Source organism: Streptomyces sp. NPDC090083 (genome assembly GCF_044747445.1).
Lineage (GTDB): Bacteria > Actinomycetota > Actinomycetes > Streptomycetales > Streptomycetaceae > Streptomyces.
Map to the genome: position 1 here is coordinate 1 of NZ_JBIVED010000019.1, position 20,708 is coordinate 20,708.

General features: G+C 71.0%; 22 protein-coding genes. 6 read left to right on the top strand and 16 right to left on the bottom strand.

What is annotated here, in order from left to right; all coding sequences use genetic code 11:
• Positions 1-202: 202 nt before the first annotated feature.
• From ACIPTO_RS40765 to ACIPTO_RS40775, 3 genes are read right to left on the bottom strand one after another with little or no spacing between them, the layout of a single operon-like run.
• Positions 203-778 (bottom strand): hypothetical protein, encoded by a 576-nt coding sequence (locus tag ACIPTO_RS40765; protein WP_401200510.1) that lies wholly within the window; start codon positions 776-778, stop codon positions 203-205.
• Between the two features lie 7 nt (positions 779-785).
• Positions 786-2,534: a serine/threonine-protein kinase gene (locus tag ACIPTO_RS40770; RefSeq protein WP_401200513.1), complete on the bottom strand. Its 1,749-nt coding sequence runs from the start codon at positions 2,532-2,534 to the stop codon at positions 786-788.
• Positions 2,535-2,593: 59 nt separating this feature from the next.
• Positions 2,594-3,442 carry a menaquinone biosynthesis protein gene (locus ACIPTO_RS40775; protein ID WP_366326399.1) on the bottom strand — a complete coding sequence of 283 codons (849 nt, stop codon included), beginning with the start codon at positions 3,440-3,442 and terminating at the stop codon, positions 2,594-2,596.
• A gap of 286 nt (positions 3,443-3,728) precedes the next feature.
• Here ACIPTO_RS40775 and ACIPTO_RS40780 point away from each other — a divergent pair, with 286 nt between their 5' ends.
• Positions 3,729-3,932, top strand: a complete 204-nt coding sequence (locus ACIPTO_RS40780; RefSeq protein WP_003992177.1) for a cold-shock protein — start codon at positions 3,729-3,731, stop codon at positions 3,930-3,932.
• A 165-nt stretch (positions 3,933-4,097) separates the two neighbouring features.
• On the opposite strand, the gene ACIPTO_RS40785 is transcribed toward ACIPTO_RS40780, so the two are convergent.
• The 5 genes from ACIPTO_RS40785 to ACIPTO_RS40805 all read right to left on the bottom strand — a co-directional run bounded on the left by ACIPTO_RS40785 (position 4,098) and on the right by ACIPTO_RS40805 (position 8,826).
• Complete coding sequence (locus ACIPTO_RS40785; protein ID WP_366326397.1) at positions 4,098-4,634, bottom strand: hypothetical protein; 537 nt, start codon at positions 4,632-4,634, stop codon at positions 4,098-4,100.
• Complete coding sequence (locus ACIPTO_RS40790) at positions 4,612-5,886, bottom strand: WXG100 family type VII secretion target (RefSeq protein ID WP_401200517.1); 1,275 nt, start codon at positions 5,884-5,886, stop codon at positions 4,612-4,614. Before ACIPTO_RS40790 ends, ACIPTO_RS40785 begins: the two co-directional genes overlap by 23 nt.
• Positions 5,886-6,188, bottom strand: coding sequence for a DUF6317 family protein (locus tag ACIPTO_RS40795; protein WP_366326393.1), 303 nt, complete (start codon positions 6,186-6,188; stop codon positions 5,886-5,888). Before ACIPTO_RS40795 ends, ACIPTO_RS40790 begins: the two co-directional genes overlap by 1 nt.
• On the bottom strand, positions 6,188-6,676 hold the full coding sequence (locus ACIPTO_RS40800; protein WP_401200519.1) for an SAV_915 family protein: 489 nt from the start codon (positions 6,674-6,676) through the stop codon (positions 6,188-6,190). The genes ACIPTO_RS40795 and ACIPTO_RS40800 overlap by 1 nt, the downstream gene beginning before the upstream one ends.
• A 236-nt stretch (positions 6,677-6,912) precedes the next feature.
• Entirely contained in the window at positions 6,913-8,826 is a 1,914-nt protein-coding gene (locus ACIPTO_RS40805) for an AMP-dependent synthetase/ligase (protein WP_366326389.1), read from the bottom strand.
• A 353-nt stretch (positions 8,827-9,179) separates the two neighbouring features.
• Here ACIPTO_RS40805 and ACIPTO_RS40810 point away from each other — a divergent pair, with 353 nt between their 5' ends.
• Positions 9,180-10,028: a MaoC family dehydratase gene (locus tag ACIPTO_RS40810; protein WP_401200522.1), complete on the top strand. Its 849-nt coding sequence runs from the start codon at positions 9,180-9,182 to the stop codon at positions 10,026-10,028.
• 207 nt (positions 10,029-10,235) lie between these two features.
• A complete protein-coding gene (locus ACIPTO_RS40815) occupies positions 10,236-11,528 on the top strand; it encodes a DUF6716 putative glycosyltransferase (RefSeq protein WP_401200524.1) in 1,293 nt (430 codons plus the stop codon).
• 21 nt (positions 11,529-11,549) lie between these two features.
• Here the strand turns inward: ACIPTO_RS40815 and ACIPTO_RS40820 are convergent, their stop codons facing one another.
• From ACIPTO_RS40820 to ACIPTO_RS40845, 6 genes are all read right to left on the bottom strand, one after another.
• Positions 11,550-12,215, bottom strand: coding sequence for a TetR/AcrR family transcriptional regulator (locus tag ACIPTO_RS40820; RefSeq protein WP_366326383.1), 666 nt, complete (start codon positions 12,213-12,215; stop codon positions 11,550-11,552).
• 46 nt (positions 12,216-12,261) lie between these two features.
• Positions 12,262-12,585, bottom strand: a complete 324-nt coding sequence (locus ACIPTO_RS40825; RefSeq protein ID WP_366326381.1) for a DUF4229 domain-containing protein — start codon at positions 12,583-12,585, stop codon at positions 12,262-12,264.
• Positions 12,586-12,693: 108 nt separating this feature from the next.
• Positions 12,694-13,218, bottom strand: a complete 525-nt coding sequence (locus ACIPTO_RS40830) for a GNAT family N-acetyltransferase (RefSeq protein ID WP_401200528.1) — start codon at positions 13,216-13,218, stop codon at positions 12,694-12,696.
• 8 nt (positions 13,219-13,226) lie between these two features.
• Positions 13,227-14,390: an aminofutalosine synthase MqnE gene (gene mqnE / locus ACIPTO_RS40835; RefSeq protein ID WP_366326410.1), complete on the bottom strand. Its 1,164-nt coding sequence runs from the start codon at positions 14,388-14,390 to the stop codon at positions 13,227-13,229.
• Positions 14,391-14,483: 93 nt separating this feature from the next.
• Entirely contained in the window at positions 14,484-14,939 is a 456-nt protein-coding gene (locus tag ACIPTO_RS40840) for an Lrp/AsnC family transcriptional regulator (RefSeq protein ID WP_328830872.1), read from the bottom strand.
• Between the two features lie 51 nt (positions 14,940-14,990).
• Positions 14,991-15,680 carry a UbiX family flavin prenyltransferase gene (locus tag ACIPTO_RS40845; protein ID WP_366326377.1) on the bottom strand — a complete coding sequence of 230 codons (690 nt, stop codon included), beginning with the start codon at positions 15,678-15,680 and terminating at the stop codon, positions 14,991-14,993.
• Positions 15,681-15,771: 91 nt separating this feature from the next.
• Between ACIPTO_RS40845 and ACIPTO_RS40850 the strand changes: the two genes are divergently transcribed.
• Positions 15,772-16,380 (top strand): rhomboid family intramembrane serine protease, encoded by a 609-nt coding sequence (locus tag ACIPTO_RS40850; RefSeq protein ID WP_401200531.1) that lies wholly within the window; start codon positions 15,772-15,774, stop codon positions 16,378-16,380.
• A 29-nt stretch (positions 16,381-16,409) separates the two neighbouring features.
• On the opposite strand, the gene mqnP is transcribed toward ACIPTO_RS40850, so the two are convergent.
• Positions 16,410-17,312, bottom strand: coding sequence for a menaquinone biosynthesis prenyltransferase MqnP (gene mqnP, locus ACIPTO_RS40855; RefSeq protein WP_366326373.1), 903 nt, complete (start codon positions 17,310-17,312; stop codon positions 16,410-16,412).
• Positions 17,309-18,763, bottom strand: coding sequence for a menaquinone biosynthesis decarboxylase (locus ACIPTO_RS40860; protein ID WP_401200535.1), 1,455 nt, complete (start codon positions 18,761-18,763; stop codon positions 17,309-17,311). Before ACIPTO_RS40860 ends, mqnP begins: the two co-directional genes overlap by 4 nt.
• A gap of 88 nt (positions 18,764-18,851) precedes the next feature.
• Here ACIPTO_RS40860 and ACIPTO_RS40865 point away from each other — a divergent pair, with 88 nt between their 5' ends.
• The gene (locus ACIPTO_RS40865; RefSeq protein WP_366326369.1) at positions 18,852-19,151 is read left to right on the top strand and encodes a PLD nuclease N-terminal domain-containing protein; all 300 of its coding nucleotides are present in this window, start codon (positions 18,852-18,854) and stop codon (positions 19,149-19,151) included.
• A gap of 96 nt (positions 19,152-19,247) precedes the next feature.
• Positions 19,248-20,690, top strand: coding sequence for a purine-cytosine permease family protein (locus tag ACIPTO_RS40870; RefSeq protein WP_401200538.1), 1,443 nt, complete (start codon positions 19,248-19,250; stop codon positions 20,688-20,690).
• The last annotated feature ends 18 nt before the right edge of the window (positions 20,691-20,708 follow it).

Genomic DNA, 20,708 nt, shown 5'->3' on the forward strand with positions numbered 1-20,708 from the left:
CCGAGCGCGTGCAGCGGGGCGTCGCGGTAGAGGTCGAGCGCCTCTTCGGGAGTGATGCGCCCGCCCTCGGCGGCACGGTCGAGGACGGACTGAAGCTCGGCCTTCTCGGTCACCGGGAGGTCCCTTTCGTCAAGGGTTGCGGACGGGCAGATGGTGCTCACGGACCTTGTCAGCCTACGCCAGCGGTTTTCCCGCCCGGACCTCAGGCCGTGTACGCGCCGACCAGCAGCCCGAGGAAGGCACCGGCCAGCAGAAACGGACGAAAAGGGACGGTGGCGGGTCCGCGCCGGGCCAGGAGGCCTCCGTAGACCGCCCTGATCAGGAACCCCGCGAAGGCCCCGAGCATCACCGTCGGCCAGCCGTACCACCCGAGCGCCACGCCCGCGCAGACCGCGAGCCGCGCCTCCCCGAGCCCCAGTCCACCGCCTCCGGGGTCGATACGGGTCAGCCCGTGGAAGCCGGCGCCGAGCGCGAGGCCGCCGAGGAGCGCGGTCATCCAGTGCCCCGCGTGCTCGGGCAGGAAGGTGACGAGGCCGAGGAGCGCGAGGGCGCCGCCCGCGAGCGGAAGTCCGGCCCCGGGCGCGGCCACCGCGAGGGGCGCGAGCAGCAGCCACACCGCCAGTTCGGGCCGGGTGCCGGTGGCGGCGGCGAGCGCGACACACACCAGCACCACGAGGAGCGCGGTGCCGGCTCCGCGCCGGCCGGCCCGCGCCACCACCGCCCCTGCCCCCGCGCCCCACAACCCGGCGCCGGCGATGAGCAGTTGGTCGTAGTCCACGCGGCCCCTACTCGACCCTGGACATCCGCGCGGTCGGCGAGCCCTCGGCCGAGCTGTCCGACGCGTACGTGAGGTCGTCGCCGACGGGGGTGAGGGTGACGGTGTGCGCGGCCTGGTTGCACACGTCCCGGTTCGTCTTCGCCCCGGCCGCCGCCGCCACGAGCCGCGTCTTCGTCACCTGTTTCAGGGTCAGCACGTCGTCGCAGACCCCGCCGAGCTGGTCGGTCTGCCGCAGCACCCCCAGCCGCTGCCCGACGTCCGCCCTGGCGATGGTGAGCCGGAAGGTGCCGTCCGGGAGGGTGCCGCCGAGCGCGGTGCCCTCGCCCTCCCAGGTGCCGAGGTAGGAGGCGGGGACGGACTGCGCCGAGGTGGCGCCGGGCGAACTCGGCGCGCGGGTCGGCTCGGCGCTGGTTCCGGTGCTGGTCCCGGTGCTGGGTTCGGTGCCGGCCGTGCTGCCCGGCCCGCCGGTCGAGGTCGCGCTGGGGGCCGAGCCCGCGGAGGTGTCCGAGCCCTTGTCTCCCGGCAGCATCCGGTACAGGAAGACGGAGCCCACGGTCACCGCGGCGAGCGCCCCGGCGACGGCGAGCGCGAGGGTGCAACTGACCCGGCGCCCGCGGCCGTCGGCCCCCGGAGCGGCCGTGGCGGCGAGGGAGACGGAGACCTTCCCCGGGCGGTGGCCGGGCGCCGGGGGCAGCGTGTCGTGCGGGGGCGCGTCACGGGGTTCGGGCACGAGGCCGGGCGTGACCGTGGGCGTCATCGGCATCACCGGCGCCGGACCGAACACCCCGGCACCGGCCCCCGCACCCACCGAAGGACTGCTGAACCCCACCGGCCCCGAGGGCATCCCCTCGGCCACCCCCGCCGCCTCAAGGTTCAGCAGCTGTACGGCACTTCGGCTGACCTGCTCGACCAGTGCCCCCGGCAGCCAGCCACCGGCCACCAGCCGGGCGGCCCCGTCCGGGGCGAGCCGCCGGGACACCTCGCCCGGAGTCGGCCGTGAGGCAGGGGACTTGGCGAGACAGGCCACCGCCAGCTCCCGCAACTCCCCGTCCATCCCGTCCAGTTCCGGTTCCTCGTGGACGACCTTGTAGAGGAGCGCGGCGGAGGAGTCGCCGGGAAAGGGGGACACGCCGGTGGCCGCGTACACCAGCACGGCGCCCAGCGAGAAGACGTCGGAGGCGCCCGTCGCCCCCTTGCCGAGGATCTGCTCGGGAGCCATGTAGCCGGGCGAGCCGACGGAGACGCCGGTGGAGGTGAGGGAGGCGGTGCCGTCGGTGGCACGGGCGATGCCGAAGTCGATGAGCAGCGGTCCGTCGAGGGTCAGCAGCACGTTGGACGGCTTCACGTCCCGGTGCACGAGCCCCAACTCGTGGACGGCGATGAGCGCTTCGGCCAGCCCCGCGCCCAGCGCCCGTACGGTCGCGACGGGCAGCGGGCCGCCGTCCGTCACGGCGGCGGAGAGGGCGGGCCCGGCGGCGTAGGCCGTGGCCACCCAGGGCACGGCGGCCTCGGGGTCGGCGTCCAGCACGGGCGCGGTCCAGGCGCCGCCGACCCGGCGGGCGGCGTCGACCTCCCGGCGGAAACGGGCGCGGAACTCCTCGTCGAGCGCGAAGTGCGGATGCACGATCTTCACCGCGACCGTACGGCCGCCCGCGCTGCGCCCGAGGTAGACCCGGCCCATCCCGCCGGAGCCGAGCCGGCCGAGCAGCCGGTAGGGCCCCACCACCGTGGGTTCGTCGTCTCCGAGCGGCTGCATGCCGTCCACCCCTCCCCCGTACGACTTCCAGCAGGGTAGTGCGCACACCCCGCCGCTGATTACGGCTGGAGCAGATCCACGGTCACGTCCGCCGGGAAACCGGTCGTGGGACCGACGCGGCGGGCGAACTCGGCGACCGCGGCCAACTGGTGGGCGCCGAAGCGGAAGTCGAGGGTGGTGAAGTACCGCTCCAGGACCTCCTCGTCGAACTCCTCCCAGCGGGCGGCCTGTTCGGCGACCTTGCCGACCTCTTCGAGGGAGAGGTTGCGGGAGGCGAGGAAGGCCTCGTGCACCTTGCGGGTGATGACCGGCTCGCGCTCCAGGTAGTCGCGGCGGGCCGCCCACACGGCGAAGACGAACGGCAGCCCCGTCCACTCCTTCCAGAGCGTGCCGAGGTCGTGCACCTCCAGGCCGAAGCGGGGCCCGTCGAGCAGGTTGGCGCGCAGGGCGGCGTCACCGATGAGGACGGCGGCGTCGGCCTCCTGCATCATCAGGCTCAGGTCGGGCGGGCAGGTGTAGTAGTCGGGCCGGACGCCGTAGCGCTCGGCGAGCAGGAGCTGTGCGAGCCGCACGGAGGTCCGCGAGGTCGAGCCGAGGGCGACCCGGCGGCCGTCCAGCTGGTCCAGCGGCACCTGCGAGACGATCACGCAGGACATCACCGGGCCGTCGCAGCCGACCGCGATGTCGGGGAAGGCGACCAGGTCGTCCGCGTTGCGGAGGAACTCGACGAGCGTGATGGGCCCGATGTCGAGGTCGCCCTGCACCAGCTGCTCGCTGAGCTTCTCCGGGGTGTCCTTGGTCAGCTCGAAGTCGAGAAGCGTGCCTGTTCTCGCGAGCCCCCAGTACAGAGGCAGGCAGTTCAGGAACTGAATGTGGCCGACGCGCGGCCGGGTGCGAGAATTGTCCACAACGTGAGGCTAGACCTCATGCGGTACGCTCCATACTTCGGCCCCACAGTCAAGCCTTTGGCGATCTTCAAACGTCCGGGTGATGTGATCTTGGCCTCTATTGCTTTCGGCTGCCCGCGTGCTAGGCTCGCCGCAAGTTGCAGTTTGGTTTCCCTTGCAGTACAGAGCCTGCGGAGCATGTAACCGCGGGCTCTAGTCGTTTTCAGACGTATGCAGTAGTGCGGGACTTGTTTTCACACTTGCAGGGTTCTGGAGCAGGGCAACCCTTTGGGCCCAAGGAGGGCTTATGGCTACCGGAACCGTGAAGTGGTTCAACGCCGAAAAGGGCTTTGGCTTCATCGCCCAAGAAGGCGGCGGCCCCGACGTCTTCGTTCACTACTCCGCGATCAACGCGAGCGGCTTCCGTTCGCTGGAGGAGAACCAGCAGGTCTCCTTCGACGTGACCCAGGGTCCGAAGGGCCCGCAGGCGGAGAACGTCACCCCCGTCTGAGTCACCTGATCGCAGTTTCTTCGGTCTCGGAGCCTGGTGCTTTGATCCGGAACAGATAGCAGTACCCAAGGAGCCCCGTGCCGCAAGGCAACGGGGCTCCTGCCTTGTGCCCCCGGCGGTCGGGCGGGCGGTCTTCGGGCTCGGACCAGGGCCTGGTGGGCCGGGTCAGGTTCCGGACGGGTGCTCCCGCATCCAGCGGCGGGCGCCGACCTCGCTCGGGTACTCGCGGACGGTGGTCCAGGAGGCGAGCCGACCGACGAAGTACGCGGCGACGGCCGGGAGGACCGGAACCAGGAGCAGGATCATCCAACGGCCGGCGAAGGCACGCCCGGGTGCCTGCCGGTTGTGGTCGCGCTTCGCCCGGACGGCCTGCGCGGGAGTGGGTGGGTCCGACAGCGCCTCACGGTGCTCCCCGCGCTGCGTCCGCCATCCCTGGACCAGGGCCCCGCAGGACGCGACCACGGTCGCCCAGTTCCACACGGTACGGACGGCCGGCGACCACTCACTGGTGAAGCCCCGGTAGAGGCTGACCGCGAACACGCTGACCACGCCCATCAGGATGAGCAGGAAGACGGTGGTGCGGACCCGGCACAGCCAGTAGGGCGCGCCACGCTCGTACCAGGTCCTGCCGAGCCTCGGCAGTGCCGGGATCCGGACGGGCGTACCGGGAGCCGGAGCCTCAGAAGATGCTCGTGACGCCATGCCACATGTCCTTTCCCAGCCGCCCGATGTCGTCACCGGTCTCGGTGGCCACATGCCCCGCACCGGTCAGCACACCACCGACCACACCGTGGTCATGGATGTCCTCGCTCCAGTGCTCGTGGAACGTGTGGTCGAGGACGTCCGTGGCGACGATCGTCGCGCCCACTCCCACCAACGCCACCCCCACCGCACCCTCGACCGGCGCCGCGGCCACCGCCAGTGCCCCCACGGCGACGCCTCCCACGGCCACTCCGACGTCCACCGTCACCGAGTGCTGCCACGACCACCCCTTGTCATGGTCGTCCTTCGCCTCCACCAGCCCGCATGCGGCGGCGGCAGCGACATCGATGACCGGGACCTCCTTGAGGAACTCCGGGAGTGCCTCCAGCCCCTTGCCCAGCCGCAACGCGTCCGCCGCGTCGGCGAGTTTGACGTTCAGGAGGCGGTCGTAGGGGAGCTTGCTGCTGCCGACGTCGGCACGGGCGATGGCCTCTTCGAGGGAGTCGACCTTCATGACCGCGTCACGGTAGGCGCCCTTGGCCGGGAGGTCCTTGGGCAGCGAGCGGCCCGCCTTCTGGTACGCCTTGCGTTCCGCGCGGAGTTCCTTCTTCGCCGTCTGCTCCGCCGACTTGGCGTCGTCCAGCTCGGCGCGCGCCTTCTTTCCGCCGGCCCGAGCGTCCTCGGCGTCGTAGGCGTACAGCCCGCGCAGCGCATCCGCGATGGTGATCTTGTCGCCGGTCGACACCGGCGCGGTGACCTGGGCGTACAGCCCGCGCAGCTTGTCCGCGGCGGCCAGGCGGGCGTGCTGGGCGGTGTGCATCACCTGCCTGCGGACCGTGTCGTACTCGGTCATCGCGGAGATCGTCTTCTGGTCCGCCGCGCTGGGCGGGTTCGCCGTGACCATGGGCAGGGGCACGCCCTTGGCGCCCATGGGAACGCCTTTGCCGGTGGCGACGTGCTCCGCGTTCTGCAGTGCCGTCTCGCAGGTGGACAGCGCGTCGGCGAGGGTGCCGAGGATGTCCCCGGCCTCGAAGACCAGGCTGGCGAAGGCGCCCGCCGTCAACGCGTCCTCGCTCCACTTCGCGCGGAACTCCTCCGCCGCGTCGCCCTTCCAGCCCGCGTCGTCGACGAGCGACTCGACGGCGGTGGTGACCGGGCGGACGACGTCGTCGAGCTGGTCCTTGGCGTTCTTGTACGTGGTGGCCATCGTGTGCAGTCCGCCGATGTCGCCGCCGACCCAGCTGTCGCCCATCAGTCCTCTCCCACCATCAGGTCCTCGAACACACCGTGGACGTCGACGTCGTGCCGGTGGAACGAGTCGCGCGCGTACGCGACCTTGTCGCCGTGGTCGTCCAGCCGGTCCGCGAAGCCGGTGTGCAGGCCGAGGATGAGATGGGCGACCTCCTTGATCGCGTCGTCGAGGCCCGCGTCGCCGCCGCTCACAAGGGGCGGCGAGACCTGGGGTTCCAGCTTCCGGTAGTCCGTGGCCTGGTCGTGGAACGTCGAGGCCATCGACGTCAGGTCGCTCAGCACCGCCTTGAAGTCGGCCGGCATCAGCGCATCTCCCGTGTGTACGCGGCCAGTTCGGCCGGTCGCCAGTTGGGTCGACCCCGGGCGACCTTCGGATCGAGGACGACGGTGCCTCCGTGCTCGCTCAGCGCCTCGGCGAGCGGCCCGATCGAGGTGCCGACCCAGGGCTGGGCCTCGCCGAACGCGGCCACGAGCTTCTCCAGGGTGCTGAAGGCGTAGGCGGCGGTCTGACGCTCCGGATGCTCGAACAGCTCGTAGACGACGAACGGCACCCGCACCGCCCGCCCGTCCTCGTCCACCGCGTCGACGTACCGCGGATGCGCAGGCACGAAGACCGGCGTCTCGTACGGCGGGACGCCGGGCCGGGGTCCGGGTCGGCCGTCGGACGCCGGGCGGGGGCTGGGCGCGGCTTCGGCGTAGTCGAGCAGACTCGACCGGCGTGCCTCGGGCGCCCCGGCCGTCGCCGGCCCTCGCGTGTAGTCGAGAAGGCGTGAACGGTCCGGCTCCCCCACCGCCTTCTCCTCTTCCCCGTCGGTCTTGGGTCCTCGTGCTCGCTCGGTCTTCGGCGGCGCCGCAGACGTGTTCGCGCCATCACAGTAGCCATCGAGGGAGGTCTCAAATCCGGCTATGTCAGCCCTGTCGACCCGTTGCATGCGCAATGCATACGGCCACTTTGACCGGCCCTGGCCGTCCCTTGACCGACTGATGACCGGGGCCGGCCGGGGCCCGTCACCGCCGCGCTCGGCGTCTAGTTGGCGTACAGCTGCTCGATGTCCTGGGCGAAGTCCCGCATGATGACCTCGCGCCGCAGCTTCATCGATGGCGTCAGCTGTTCGGCCGCCTCGGTGAAGGCCACTGGCAGGACGCTGAAGCGGCGGATGGACTCGGGCCGGGAGACCAGCTTGTTGGCGTCGTCGACGGCCCGTTGCAGGACCGCGAGCAACTCCTCGTCGTTGACCAGGAGTTCGGCCGGCACCGGGTGCTTGCCGTTCATCTGGCGCCAGTGGGTGATGCCTTCGGGGTCCAGGGTGATGAGGGCGGCGACGTAGGGGCGGCGGTCGCCGACGACCATGCACTGGGCGATCAGCGGGTGCGAGCGGAGCCAGTTCTCCAGCGGGGCCGGTGCCACGTTCTTGCCGCCCGCGGTGATCAGGATCTCCTTCTTGCGGCCGGTGATGGTGAGGTAGCCCTCGTCGTCGAGGCGGCCGATGTCGCCGGTCGCGAACCAGCCGTCCTGGGAGGCGGGGATCACTCCGTCGCCGTGCGGGTCCCAGTAGCCGCGGAAGACCTGTCCGCCGGAGAGCAGGATCTCGCCGTCCGACGCGATCCGCACCCGGGTGCCCGGCATCGGCCAGCCCACCGTCCCCAGCCGGGGTTTGAGCGGCGGGGTGCAGGTCGCCGCCGCCGTGGTCTCGGTGAGGCCGTAGCCCTCGAAGATCTCGATGCCCGCGCCGGCGTAGAACGCGGCGAGGCGGCGGCCGAGCGGGGAGCCGCCGCAGATGACGTAACGGAGCTTGCCGCCGAGGGCGTTGCGGATCTTGCGGTAGACCAGCGGGTCGTAGAAGGCGCGGGCCGTCCGCAGCGGGCGGGTCGGGCCCGGCCCCTTGCCGGACTGCCGGGCCTCCAGGGCCTCGCCGTAGCGGCGGGCGACGCTTGTCGCGCGGTCGAAGACCTTGCCGCGACCGCCCTTCTCCGCCTTCGCCCGGGCGTTGTTGAAGACCTTCTCCAGCATGTACGGGATGGCCAGCAGGAAGGTCGGCTGGAAGCTCGCCAGGTCCGCGAGCAGGTCCTCGGCCTTGAGGCTCGCCGCGTGGCCGAGGCGGACCCGGGCGCGGACGCAGGCGACGGCGACCATGCGGCCGAAGACGTGGGAGTAGGGGAGGAAGAGGAGGGTGGAGGGCTCTTCGTCCGCCTTGTTCTTGAAGACGCCGTAGAGGAGTTCGATCGCGTTGTCGATCTCCGCGAGGAAGTTGCCGTGGGTGATCGCGCAGCCCTTGGGGCGGCCCGTGGTGCCGGAGGTGTAGATGACGGTGGCGAGCGTGTCGGGCAGCAGCACCCCGCGCCGTACGGCGACTTCCTGGTCGGGGACGGTCCGGCCCAGCTCGGCCAGCCGGTCCAGGTGGCCCTTCTCGAAGACCCACATGTGCCGCAGGTCGGGCAGCCGGGGTGTCTCCGGGCCGAGCGCCGCGGCCTGCGCGACCGTCTCGGCGGCCATCGCGACCGCGCCCGAGTCCTGGAGGATCCAGCGGATCTGGAAGAGGGAGGAGGTGGGGTAGATCGGGACGGTCACCAGTCCGGCCGCCCACGCGGCGAAGTCGAGGAGTGTCCACTCGTACGACGTCCGCGCCATGACCGCGATCCGGTCCCCCGGTGAAAGGCCTTCCGCGATCAGCCCTTTGGCCACGGCCCGGACCTGGTCGGCGAACTCGGCGGCCGTGACGTCCTGCCAGTTCCCTTCGTCGTCCTGCCTGCTGAGGACCCGGTGCCCGGGGGCGGCGACCTCGTTCTCGAAGGGGATGTCGGCGAGCGAGCCGTGTGTCGCCGGGGGCACCAGCGGCGGTACGGCGACCTCCCGCACCACGCCGTCCAGCCGCCGGATCTCGGGCTCGACGAGCACGGGTGCGCCGTCGTAGTCGTAGCCGGAGGGGTAGACGAGGGACATGGCAGCTCCTGTGGCGTGCAGCTTGTACCGCTCTGCTGCGTTAGGTACGCATGGCGCGTACCGAGGTGTTCATCCCGGCTCGCGGCCAGGGGTGTTACCCCGGGTCAGGTCGAAGATCGTACGGGCCCCTCGTGGGGAGTTCGTGCGGGTTCGGGGGTGGTCCGGAGCCGGGCCTGTGCAACCTCGGCGGGTTCGCGAGGCTGTGTCGGCCGCGGGTCGACGCCGTGTCGCCGGTACGTCGGCCATGCGTCCGCCCTGGGCCGCCGGGCTGGCCCCACTTGGACTTACCTGCGGTAACCTTACTGCGAAGTAAGCCGAAAAGAGCCACCCAGGACGCCACCCGGGAGTGGGACATGGCCGACCTCCACCCGACCCTCACCGACACCCCCGCGCTCACCCCGCTCCTCCTCCGCGGCGCCCTCCTCTCCCCCTTCAAGAGGCCCCGCGCCGACGCCGAGTTCCCCCGCACCCGGCTCGTGCTGCCCGGCGTCCGCGTGGACCTGGCCCGACTGGCCGCCTACGAGCGGGTCTGCGGCTTCCCCACCGGCGACGACGCCCTCCCCGTCACCTATCCGCACGTCCTCGGCTTCCCGCTGGCCATGCGCCTGATGAGCCGCCGGACCTTCCCGCTGCCGCTGCTCGGCCTGGTCCACACCTCGGTCGAGATCACCCGACACACGGCGACACCGGCCACCGGGGAATACGAACTCACCGTGTACGTGGAGGAGTTGACCCCGCACCGGCGCGGCACGGAGGCGACGGTCAGCACCGAGATGCGGACCGGGGACGCCCTCGTCTGGGAGTCACGGAGCACCTATCTCGCCCGGCACCGCACCGAGGACCGCACGCCCAGGACGACCGAGGCGCCGGACCCGCTGCCCACCGTCGCCGAGTGGCGGCTCGGCGAGGACGTGGGCCGGCGCTACGGCGCCGCGTCCGGCGACCGCAACCCCATCCACCTCCACCCGCTCACCGCCCGCCTGTTCGGCTTCCCCCGTGCCATCGCGCACGGCATGTGGACGGCGGCCCGCTGCCTCGCCGCCCACGGGACCCCCGAACGCACCCTGGTCCGGGCCGAGTTCAGGGCGCCCGTGCTGCTGCCGGGCACCGTCGAGTACGCGGCGCTCGACGAGCGCTTCGCCCTGCGGGACGCGACCGGGCGGATCCACGTCGAGGGGTACGCGCGCCCGGCCGCCGCCTGAACCCGCATGAACACTGGGCGAACAACAGACGTCCGCTGCCCGGCGGCGTAGCACGAAACTCCAGGTGAACAACGGTCACTTGAGGATTCCGCACAGGTGAACCCCAGCCCGCCCAAGGCAGTTTCAAGACATCGCTCATACGTTCCTCAGGGTTCCTTCCTACCTTCGGCTCACTTCGCCGGACCCGCCAGGAAGGGCCCCTGAGCCATGCCCCCCAGACGCATCGCCGTACTCGCCGACTCGGACACCCGCTGGAAGTGGGGTGCCTCCGTGGCACAGCAGATCGCCCCCGGGCACGCCCTCGACGCGTACTTCCTGCACGGCCGGTCGACCCCGACCGAGCGGCAGCTCGCCGAGATCGGCATCGCACCCGACAGCAGACGCGAACTCCCCGCCGCCGCACTCGTCGACGACCCGGACCTGGCCGACGCCGCGATCGTCGTCATGGCCGTCTCCGGCGGCACGGTCCTCGCCCTCACCCACAGCCTCGGCCTCGCCTGGGCCGGCCGCGAACACCGGCCGGTCACCGTCACCGGCTACGTCGGCGTCGTCTACGAGAAGATGGTCGACGGCCTGCTCACCCGCGGCGGCACCGACATCGTCCTCGCCAACTCCACCTACGACGCACGCCGGTTCGCCGCCGCGTTCGCGAGCGTCGGCGTCGACCCGGACTCGGTCGTGGAGTGCGCGCTGCCCTTCCTCGGCGGCGAACCCTACCGGCCGTCCACCGAGCGGCCGTTCACCCTCACCTTCGCCGTCCAGCCCTCCGTGCCCAAGAGCAGGCAGGACCGGCTGCGGCTGCTGGAACGGGCCGCGGCGCACGCCCGGCGCCACCCCGACCGCCAGGTCCTGATGAAGCTCCGCAGCCTCCCCGGCGAACACACCACCCACGTCGAGGCCGACCCCTACCAGCTCCTCGTCCAGAACCTGGCCCAACCCGCCCCCGCCAACCTCCAGCTGGTCTACGGCAACATGAGCGAGGTCCTCGACCGCACCGACCTGCTGGTGACCGTCAGCTCCACCGCCGCGCTGGAGTCGATGCAGCGGGGCATCCCCACCGCGATCCTCACCGACTTCGGCGTCCGCGAGGCACACGGCAACCACTACTTCATCCACTCCGGCTGCCTGGCCTCCTGGGACGAACTCGACGCCGGCGCCCTGCCGTCGCCCGACCCCGCCTGGGCCGACGCCCAGGGCATCGGCAAGAGCGACCCCTACGCCGCCGCCCGCGCCCGGGTGGCCGCGCTGCGCGCCGCGGGACCGCTGCCGACGCTGCGCCCCTACTACACACCCGAGCGCGCCGGCATCTACCTGAGCGGTCTGCTGACCCGCAACGGCTTCGACGAGAAGGGCCGCCCGCTCGGCACCCCGCCGGGCGCGGGCGGTCCGGGCCGGGTCGGGAGGGCCGTACGGGGAGCGGCCAGGCGCGGCGCCAAGGCCGTGTACCGGGTGGGCCACCAGCGGGTCGCGCCGACGCTGCGCAAGTGGGGAGCCGTCTGAGGCGCACGGCGTGCGGGCCGGTTAGGGACGCTCCTCGGTGTCCGCCGGCGGTGACCAGGGCCGCCCCTCCATCAGGTTGCCCAGGCCCGCCCACGCGAAGTTCATCAGGGTCGCCGCCGTCTGCCGGGCGGTGACGCCCGGGGTCGCGTTGGACCAGGCGGCCAGCGACTCGGCGGCACCGACCAGCGCCTCCGCGAGACCGGCCACCTCGCGCTCGGCGAGGTCGGGGTCGCGACCGTGATGCGCCTCGCGGGCGGTGTCCGCGATCAGCTCGGTGACGAACGCGACGAGTTCGGCGCGCAGCGCGGCCACCTCCGCCGCGAAGGGCTCGCCGTGGGTGCGGGCCTGCAGATGCAGGACGGACCAGCCGTCCGGGTGCTGGGCGGTGTGGACGAAGAACGCCCGCAGCCCGTCCCAGAGCTGGCGGTCGGCGGGCGTGCGGGTGTCGACACCGGCCCGCACCGCCTCGGTGAGCGCCTGGCCCTCGCGCCGGATGCACGCGGTGAACAGGTCTTCCTTCGAGTTCAGGTAGAGATACACCAACGGCTTGGACACGCCCGCGAGTTCGGCTATCTCGTCCATCGACGCGGCCATGTAGCCCCGCTGTCCGAAGGTCCGCACGGCGGCGTCGAGCATCTGCTGCTCACGGACCGCGCGCGGCATCCGTTTGGTCTTCACGGCACCCATGGGGCAAGGGTAGTTGGACCGGACCGCACGGCTGCCGACAGAACTTCTAGGAGGCCTGGCCCTGCGGGTGGGAGGCGGGCTGGGCGGCCGGCTGGGGGGCGTCCGCCGTCTCGTCCTCCTGGCTGCGGTTGGCGTCCAGGTTGGCCTTCATCCGGTCGACCCGCTCGACGATCTGCACCGAGGCCCGGTCCCGCACCCCGCGCAGCACCACGAAACTGATCGGCGCCGAGATCACCAGCGCCAGCAGCACGATCCACATGCCGTTGGAGTCGCCGAAACCGCGTGGGAAGACGCCGAGATAGACGAGGCCCCAGACGACGCCGAGGCAGCCCGCGAAGACCCCGAGGCGCCACAGTGTGTAGCGGAACATCTCAATCCACTCTTCCGTAGCGAACAGACCTGACCGAACAGACGTGAGGGAACGGTCCTCTTCAGTGAAGCACGCGCCGCCGCCGATCTTCGGGCGGGGTCGGGGGGCTCACAGCAGCGGCAGCAGCATGAAGATGTCGTCCCGGTCGTCCCCCGGGGCGACCCGGATCGCGCCCGGCACCCGGCCGACCTCCTTGTAGCCGCAGGAGCCGTAGAACCGCTCCAGGCCGTGCCCGCCGCGGCAGGTGAGGCGGATCGCCTCGATGCCGTCGAGGCCGCGCGCGGCCCCCTCGGCGGCGGCGAGGAGGTCACGGCCGTACCCCTTGCCCTGATGGCGCGGGTGGACCATCACCGTGTACAGCCACAGCCAGTGCCGCATCAGCCGGTGCGAGTTGAACGCGAGGAACACGGTCGCGGCGACCGTGCCCGACTCGTCCCGGCCGACCAGCAGCCGGGTGCGGCCCTCCGCCATCGCGACGAAGTGCCGGACCAGCTCGGGCCTGACCTCGTCCACCGTGACCGGTGCGACGAACCCGACGGAACCCCCCGCGTTCGTGACATCCACCCAGAGGGCGAGGATCTCCTCCCGCAGGGCAGGGGTTATCGCCGGGTCCAGTTCGAAAGTGAGCGCCATCGTTCCGTTCAGACTCGCATCGGCTGCGGGGACTCGCGCCGCGCCGGGTCCGGGCCGTCGTACTCGCGGATGATCTCGTAGCGCGTGTTCCGCTCGACCGGCCGGAAACCGGCGTCGCGGATCAGGTCGAGGAGGTCGTCGCGGGTGAGCTTGTTCGGGGTGCCGTAGTTGTCGGCGTCGTGCGTGATCTTGTACTCGACGACCGAGCCGTCCATGTCGTCCGCGCCGTGCTGGAGCGCGAGCTGGGCCGTCTGGACGCCGTGCATGACCCAGAAGACCTTGACGTGCGGGACGTTGTCGAAGAGCAGCCGCGAGACGGCGAAGGTCTTCAACGCCTCGGCGCCGGTGGCCATCTGGGTCCGCGCCTGGAGGCGGTTGCGGACCTTGCCGTCCTTCATGTCGACGAAGTCGTGCTGGTAGCGCAGCGGGATGAAGACCTGGAACCCGCCGGTCTCGTCCTGGAGTTCACGCAGCCGCAGCACGTGGTCCACGCGGTGGCGGGGCTCCTCGATGTGGCCGTAGAGCATGGTGCACGGGGTCTTGAGACCCTTCTCGTGCGCCAGCCGGTGGATCCGCGACCAGTCCTCCCAGTGCGTGCGGTGGTCCACGATGTGCTGGCGGACCTCCCAGTCGAAGATCTCCGCGCCACCGCCGGTCAGGGACTCCAGGCCGGCCTCGATCAGCTCGTCCAGGATCTCGCTCGCGCTCAGCCCGGAGATGGTCTCGAAGTGGTGGATCTCCGTGGCCGTGAAGGCCTTCAGCGAGACCTCCGGGAGGGCCTTCTTCAGCTCGCTCAGCGACCGCGGGTAGTAGCGCCAGGGCAGGTTCGGGTGCAGGCCGTTGACGATGTGCAGCTCGGTGAGGTTCTCGCCGCGCATCGCGGTCGCGAGCCGGACGGCCTCCTCGATGCGCATCGTGTACGCGTCCTTCTCGCCCGGCTTGCGCTGGAACGAGCAGTAGGCACAGGACGCGGTGCACACGTTGGTCATGTTCAGGTGGCGGTTGACGTTGAAGTGGACGACATCGCCGTTCTTCCGCGTCCGCACCTCGTGCGCGAGTCCGCCCAGCCAGGCCAGGTCGTCCGACTCGTACAGCGCGATGCCGTCCTCACGGGACAGCCGCTCACCGGAGCGGACCTTCTGCTCCAGCTCGCGCTTGAGCCCGACATCCATGCCCATACCTCTTCCTCAGACAGACTCGATCAACGGTACTCCCCCGCCCTTCGGGCACGAGATGCCCCCGGACGGCGCGTGCGCGGCCAGGCCTTAGACCTCTTCGGGCAGTTCCCCGACCCGGTTCTCCCACTTCGTGGAGAGCACGATCGTGGTACGGGTCCTGGAGACTCCCTTCGTCCCGCTGAGCCGCCGGATGGTCTTCTCCAGCCCGTCCACGTCGGGCGCCCGCACCTTGAGCATGAACGAGTCCTCGCCCGCGATGAACCAGCAGTCCTCGATCTCGCTCAGGTCCTTCAGCCGGCGCGCCACGTCCTCGTGGTCGGCGGCGTCGGAGAGCGAGATGCCGATCAGGGCGATGACGCCGAGGCCGAGGGAGGCCGAGTCGACGGTCGCGCGGTACCCGGTGATGACACCGGCCGCCTCCAGCCGGTTGATGCGGTCGGTGACACTGGGTCCCGACAGGCCGACGAGGCGCCCCAGCTCCGCGTAGGAGGCCCGGCCGTTCTCTCTCAGGGCCTGGATGAGCTGCCTGTCCACCGCGTCCATGCGATCGATCGCCTTCCGATTCGTACCAGTGAATAGATGAGGTGCCGTACGTCAGGTGGTGGTGCGGGAACCCCCGAGGTCGCCCTTCCACCGCCGGTACAGCCCGTGCGGGACGCCCGCCGAGTCCAGCACCCGCCCGGCGACGAAGTCCACCAGGTCCTGGATGTGGGTGGCTCCGGCGTAGAACCCCGGCGAGGCGGGCACCACGGCCGCGCCCAGGTCGTCCAGGGTCACGAGGTGCCGCAGCGTCTGCCCGTTCAACGGCGTCTCGCGTACGGCGACCACCAGCTTGCGCCGCTCCTTCAGGGTCACGCTCGCCGCCCGCTGCAGCAGGTCCTTGCTCAGCCCGAGGGCGATCCCGGCGACACACGCGGTCGACGCGGGCACCACGATCATCCCCTTCGAGGGATACGACCCCGAGGACGGCCCCGCCGCCAGGTCGCCCGCGCTCCAGTGCCGTACCGCGCCGGTGTCGACGGCGGGCTGGAAGGTGCCGGGCTTGCCGTCGGCGCCGCGGGCCAGCCATTCCCGCAGGTCGTCCTGCCAGTGCGCGTCCCGGTAGGAGATCCCCGTCTCGTCCAGGAGCGTCAGCCGGGACGCGCGGGACACCACGAGGTCGACGCTCTCGCCGGCGTCGAGGAGCGCGCGCAGCACGGCAGCCGCGTATGGGGTGCCGGAAGCGCCGGACACCCCTACGATCCAAGGCGTACGCGGCGTCTCTCCTGGCTTGACTGGGTTCACGACACCGAGCCTAGCTGGCGTCGCGAGGCGGGAACCGGCCAAGGGTGCCGGGGCGTTCTTCAGTGGGGACGAGTCAGTCGTGGGGGGTGCCATGTCCGGTGCGGGGTCGGAGTGGTCGCGGGGCGACCGCGCGAAGGCCGCGGCCAAGCTGATGGTGGGCTGGGTCGCGCTGTTGTGGCTGCTGGAAGCGGTGGACGTGGTGTCCGGCCATGCCCTCGACAGCCTCGGGATCATCCCGCGCGAACCCTCCGAGTTGATCGACATCGTGCCCGCGGCGTTCATCCACTTCGGCTTCGCCCACGTGGCGGCGAACAGCGTGCCGCTGCTGGTGTTCGGTTTCCTCGCCGCGCTGGGCGGCATCCGGCGGTTCGCCGCGGTCTGCGCGCTGATCATCGTCGCGGACGGCCTCGGCGTGTGGCTGCTGTCCCCGGCACACACGAACACGGCGGGCGCGTCCGGCCTGATCTTCGGCCTGTTCGGCTTCCTGCTGATCGGCGGCTTCGTCGAGCGCCGGCCGCTCGGCATCGTCGTGGGACTGCTCATCGGCGCGGTGTGGGGCGGCTCGATCCTGTTCGGGCTCGCGCCGACCCAGTCGGGAGTGAGCTGGCAGGCACACCTGATCGGGCTGGTGGCGGGGGTGGGCGCGGCGTTCGCGTTCCGGCGCGGACCCACCCCGCGGGCTTCGCTCACCGCCGCCTAGCCGGTGAGCGGGACGGCGGGGCGGGTCGCCTACACCGTCAGTCCGCGCACCAGCAGATCCAGCAGCGCGCACACGAACAGCGCGATGCCGATGAACCCGTTGACGCTGAAGAACGCCCTGTTCAGCCGCGAGAGGTCGTGCGGCCGGACGATCGAGTGCTCGTACACGAACGCGCCCGCGACGATCAGCAGGCCGAACCAGAAGAAGGCACCGGCGCCGGTCGCCGCGCCGTACCAGGCGAGCAGCGCGGTCGTGATCGTGTGGCAGACCCGCGCGCCCCAGATCGACGCCGGGACGCCGAAGCGCGCCGGCACCGACATGACGCCGATCTCGCGGTCGGTCTCGATGTCCTGGCAGGCGTAGATCAGGTCGAAGCCGCCGATCCAGATGCCGACGGCGAGACCGAGGATCACCGCGTCCCAGGACCACTCGCCGGTGATCGCCAGCCAGCCGCCCACCGGCCCCATGGCCTGGGCGAGGCCCAGGATGGCCTGCGGGAAGTTCGTGAACCGCTTGCCGTAGGGATAGACGACCATCGGGATCACCGCGATGGGCGCCAGCGCCAGGCAGAGCGGGTTGAGGAGCGCCGCCGAGCCCAGGAAGACGACGAGGGCGACGAGCGCGCCCGTCCACGCGTGCTTGACCGACATCGCGCCGGTGACCAGCTCGCGGTGCGCGGTGCGCGGGTTACGGGCGTCGATCTCACGGTCGATGATCCGGTTGACGGCCATCGCGAAGGTCCGCAGACCGACCATGCAGATCGTCACCAGCAGCAGCCGCCCCCAGTGGATGTTCCTGTCCAGCTCGAACATCGCGGTCAGCGCCGCGATGTAGGCGAAGGGCAGGGCGAAGACGGAGTGCTCGATCATGACGAGGCGTAGGAACGCCTTGGTGCGCCCCGGCTGCGGGATCGCGGCTGATGCGCTGCTCACGAAAGTCCGTACTCCTTCCACCGGCGGTCGACCTTCGCCGCCGTCTCCGGGTCGGACAGCACCATCTCGGGCCAGCCGCCGTCCCGTGTGTAGCCCTCCTCGGGCCATTTCCTCGTCGCGTCGATTCCCGCCTTGCCGCCCCAGAACTGCTGGTAGGAGGCATGGTCGAGGTGATCGACGGGTCCTTCCACGACCGAGAGGTCGCGGGCGTAGTCCGTGTTGCCGAGGGCCCGCCACGCGACCTCGTGCAGATCGTGGACGTCGCAGTCGGAGTCGACGACCACGATCAGCTTGGTCAGGGACATCATGTGCGCACCCCAGACCGCGTGCATCACCTTCTGGGCGTGCTTCGGGTACTTCTTGTCGATGGAGACGATCGCGCAGTTGTGGAATCCGCCCGCCTCGGGCAGGTGGTAGTCGACGATGTCCGGCACGATGATCTTCAGCAGCGGCAGGAAGAACCGCTCCGTCGCCCGCCCCAGCGGTCCGTCCTCCGTCGGAGGCCGGCCCACGACGATCGACTGGAGCAACGGCCGCTTCCGCATCGTCACGCAGTCGATGGTCAGCGCGGGGAAGGGCTCCTGCGGCGTGTAGAACCCGGTGTGGTCCCCGAACGGCCCCTCCGGCAGCATCTCGCCGGGCTCCAGCCACCCCTCGATGACGACCTCGGCCTGCGCCGGCACCTGGAGCGGCACGGTCTTGCAGTCGACCATCTCGATCCGCTTGCCCGCGATGAACCCGGCGAAGAGGTACTCGTCGATGTCACCGGGGAGCGGCGCGGTGGAGGCGTAGGTCACGGCGGGCGGGCATCCGAAGGCGATGGCGACCGGCAGCCGCTCACCGCGCCGGGCCGCGACCTGGTAGTGGTTGCGGCTGTCCTTGTGGATCTGCCAGTGCATGCCGATGGTGCGCTTGTCGTGGCGCTGGAGCCGGTAGAGCCCGAGGTTGCGGATCCCGCTGTCCGGGTCCTTGGTGTGCGTGAGCCCGAGGTTGAAGAAGGACCCGCCGTCCTGCGGCCAGGTGAAGAGCGCGGGCAGCATGTCGAGGTCGACGTCGTCACCCGTGAGCACCACCTCCTGCACCGGCGCTTCCTTGACCTTCTTCGGCGGTACGTGGGTCATCGACCCGAGCTTCCCGAAGGCGTCCCGCACTCCGACGAACCCCTGCGGCAGTTCGGGCCGCAGCAGCCCGCCGATCTTGTCGGAGATGTCGCCGTACGACTTCAGTCCCAGCGCTTTCAGCAGCCGCCGGTCGGTCCCGAAGACGTTCATGGCGAGGGGCATCGAGGACCCCTTCACCTTCTCGAAGAGGAGCGCGGGTCCACCGGCCTTCTGGACCCGGTCGACGATCTCCCCGACCTCCAGATAGGGGTCCACCTCGGCCTTGATGCGCTTGAGGTCGCCCTCGCGCTCCAGTGCCCTGAGCAGGGAGCGAAGATCGTCGTAAGCCATGTGTCCCAGTATCGGCCACCCGCTAACCTGACCCCGTCACCGGGGCCACCCCACCTGTCGTCCGACCACTCTGGAGAATCTCGCCGCCATGCTCAGGTATCTGCCGGTTCTGCTGGTCCTGGCTCTGTGGATCTACGCGTTCGTGGACTGCCTGAACACGCCCGAGGAGGATGTGCGGGGCATGCCGAAGCTGGCGTGGGTGTTCGTGATCCTGCTCTTCGGCGAGGTGCTCATCGGCCCGGTGGCCTGGCTGATCGCGGGCCGCCCGCGGCGCACCGGGGCCGGACCGACGGCCGCGCCCGGCCGGTGGATCGCGCCGGACGACAACCCCGAGTTCCTGAAGTCCCTGAACAAGGACGACCTCAAGGACGACCCGAAGGCGGAGTAGGACGGCCGACACGTGCAGGTTGTACGCCGGTGAGCGATCCGGTACGGACAGAGCGCCCCTGGGCCCGGCCCGCCCGGGACCGGACACTTACCTCGCATGACGACTGCTCCCGCCGACTCCGCCGGCACCCTCGCCCCCGCCTACGGTGACAAGGTCATCGCCGTCGAGACGGCGGGCGCCGAGCCGATCCCCGACGCCGAACGGCACGGCAGCCCGCTCCAGTTGCTCTGGACCTGGGCCTCACCGAACATCGAGTTCGCGACCGTCTACATCGGCGTGATCTCGGTCCTCTTCTTCGGCCTGTCCTTCTGGCAGGCGACCGCGGCGATCGTCCTGGGCACGGCCCTGGGCGCGGTCACGCAGGGCTTCCTCTCCCTGGACGGCCCGCGCTTCGGCGTCCCGCAGATGGTGATCGGCCGCTTCTCCTTCGGCTTCCGCGGCAACATCGTCCCGTCGGCGGCCAACGGCCTTGTGGCGGGCGTCGGCTGGTTCGCGGTGAACAGCGTGAGCGCGGCCTTCGCGCTCAACACCCTGACGGGCCTGCGGCCTCTCCCGTCCCTGCTGCTCGTGGTGGCCGCCGAGATCCTGATCGGCTTCATCGGCCACAACTTCGTGCACACCTTCGAGAGGTACGCGTTCCCGGCGCTGGCGCTGATCTTCCTGCTGGCCGGGGTGTGGACCTTCAAGGACGCGCATCTGGGCGGGGGCGGTACGGGCGGCGGAGTGGGCGGCTTCCTGCTCGCGTTCAGCGCGGCCTGGGGCTATGCGGCGGGCTGGAACCCGTACGCCACGGACTACGCGCGCTATCTGCCGCGCACGGCGAACAGGTTCAGGACGGTCCTCTACCCGGCCCTCGGCCTGTTCGTGTCGGTGACGTTCGTGGCGGTGACGGGTGCCGCCTCGGCCACCCTCCTGGCCCCCGAGGACGCGACCCCCACGGCCGCCTTCACCGGTCATCTCCCGTCCTGGCTGGGCGACTTGGTGCTGATCGCGATCATCCTGGGCGCGGTCTCCGCGAACGCCCTGAACGTCTACTCCGGCGCGATCTCCCTCACCGCGCTGGGCCTGGGACTCCCGGCCTGGCTCAACCGCGGCGTCCTGGTGGTGGTGTCGGGCGTGGCCGGTACGGCGGCGGCATGGGCGTCGTTGTCCGACGCGGGTTCGGCGTACGAGGCGTTCCTGCTGGTGATCGCGTACTGGGTGGCGCCGTGGCTGGGCGTGGTCCTGGTGGAACGCTGGTTCCGGTCCCGCACGCCCACCGAGGAACTGGCCCCCCGCCTGACCGACCCCGCCTTCACCAACTGGCCCGGCCTGGCAGCCCTGTTGATCGGCATCGGCGTCTCGGTCCCCCTCTTCTCCAACCAGCAGGACTACGTCGGCTACGTCCCGGAGCACTGGCCGTCCTTCGGCGACAGCACGCCGATCGTGGGGTTCGCGCTGAGCGCGCTGCTGTACGCCGCGTTCCGCCGCGTCAGCGGCCGAGCCTCGGCACCCGGCCCGGCACACCCCACAGGCCCGGCCGCGGAAGCCCGGCCGTGACAGGAAGCGGGGAGCGGC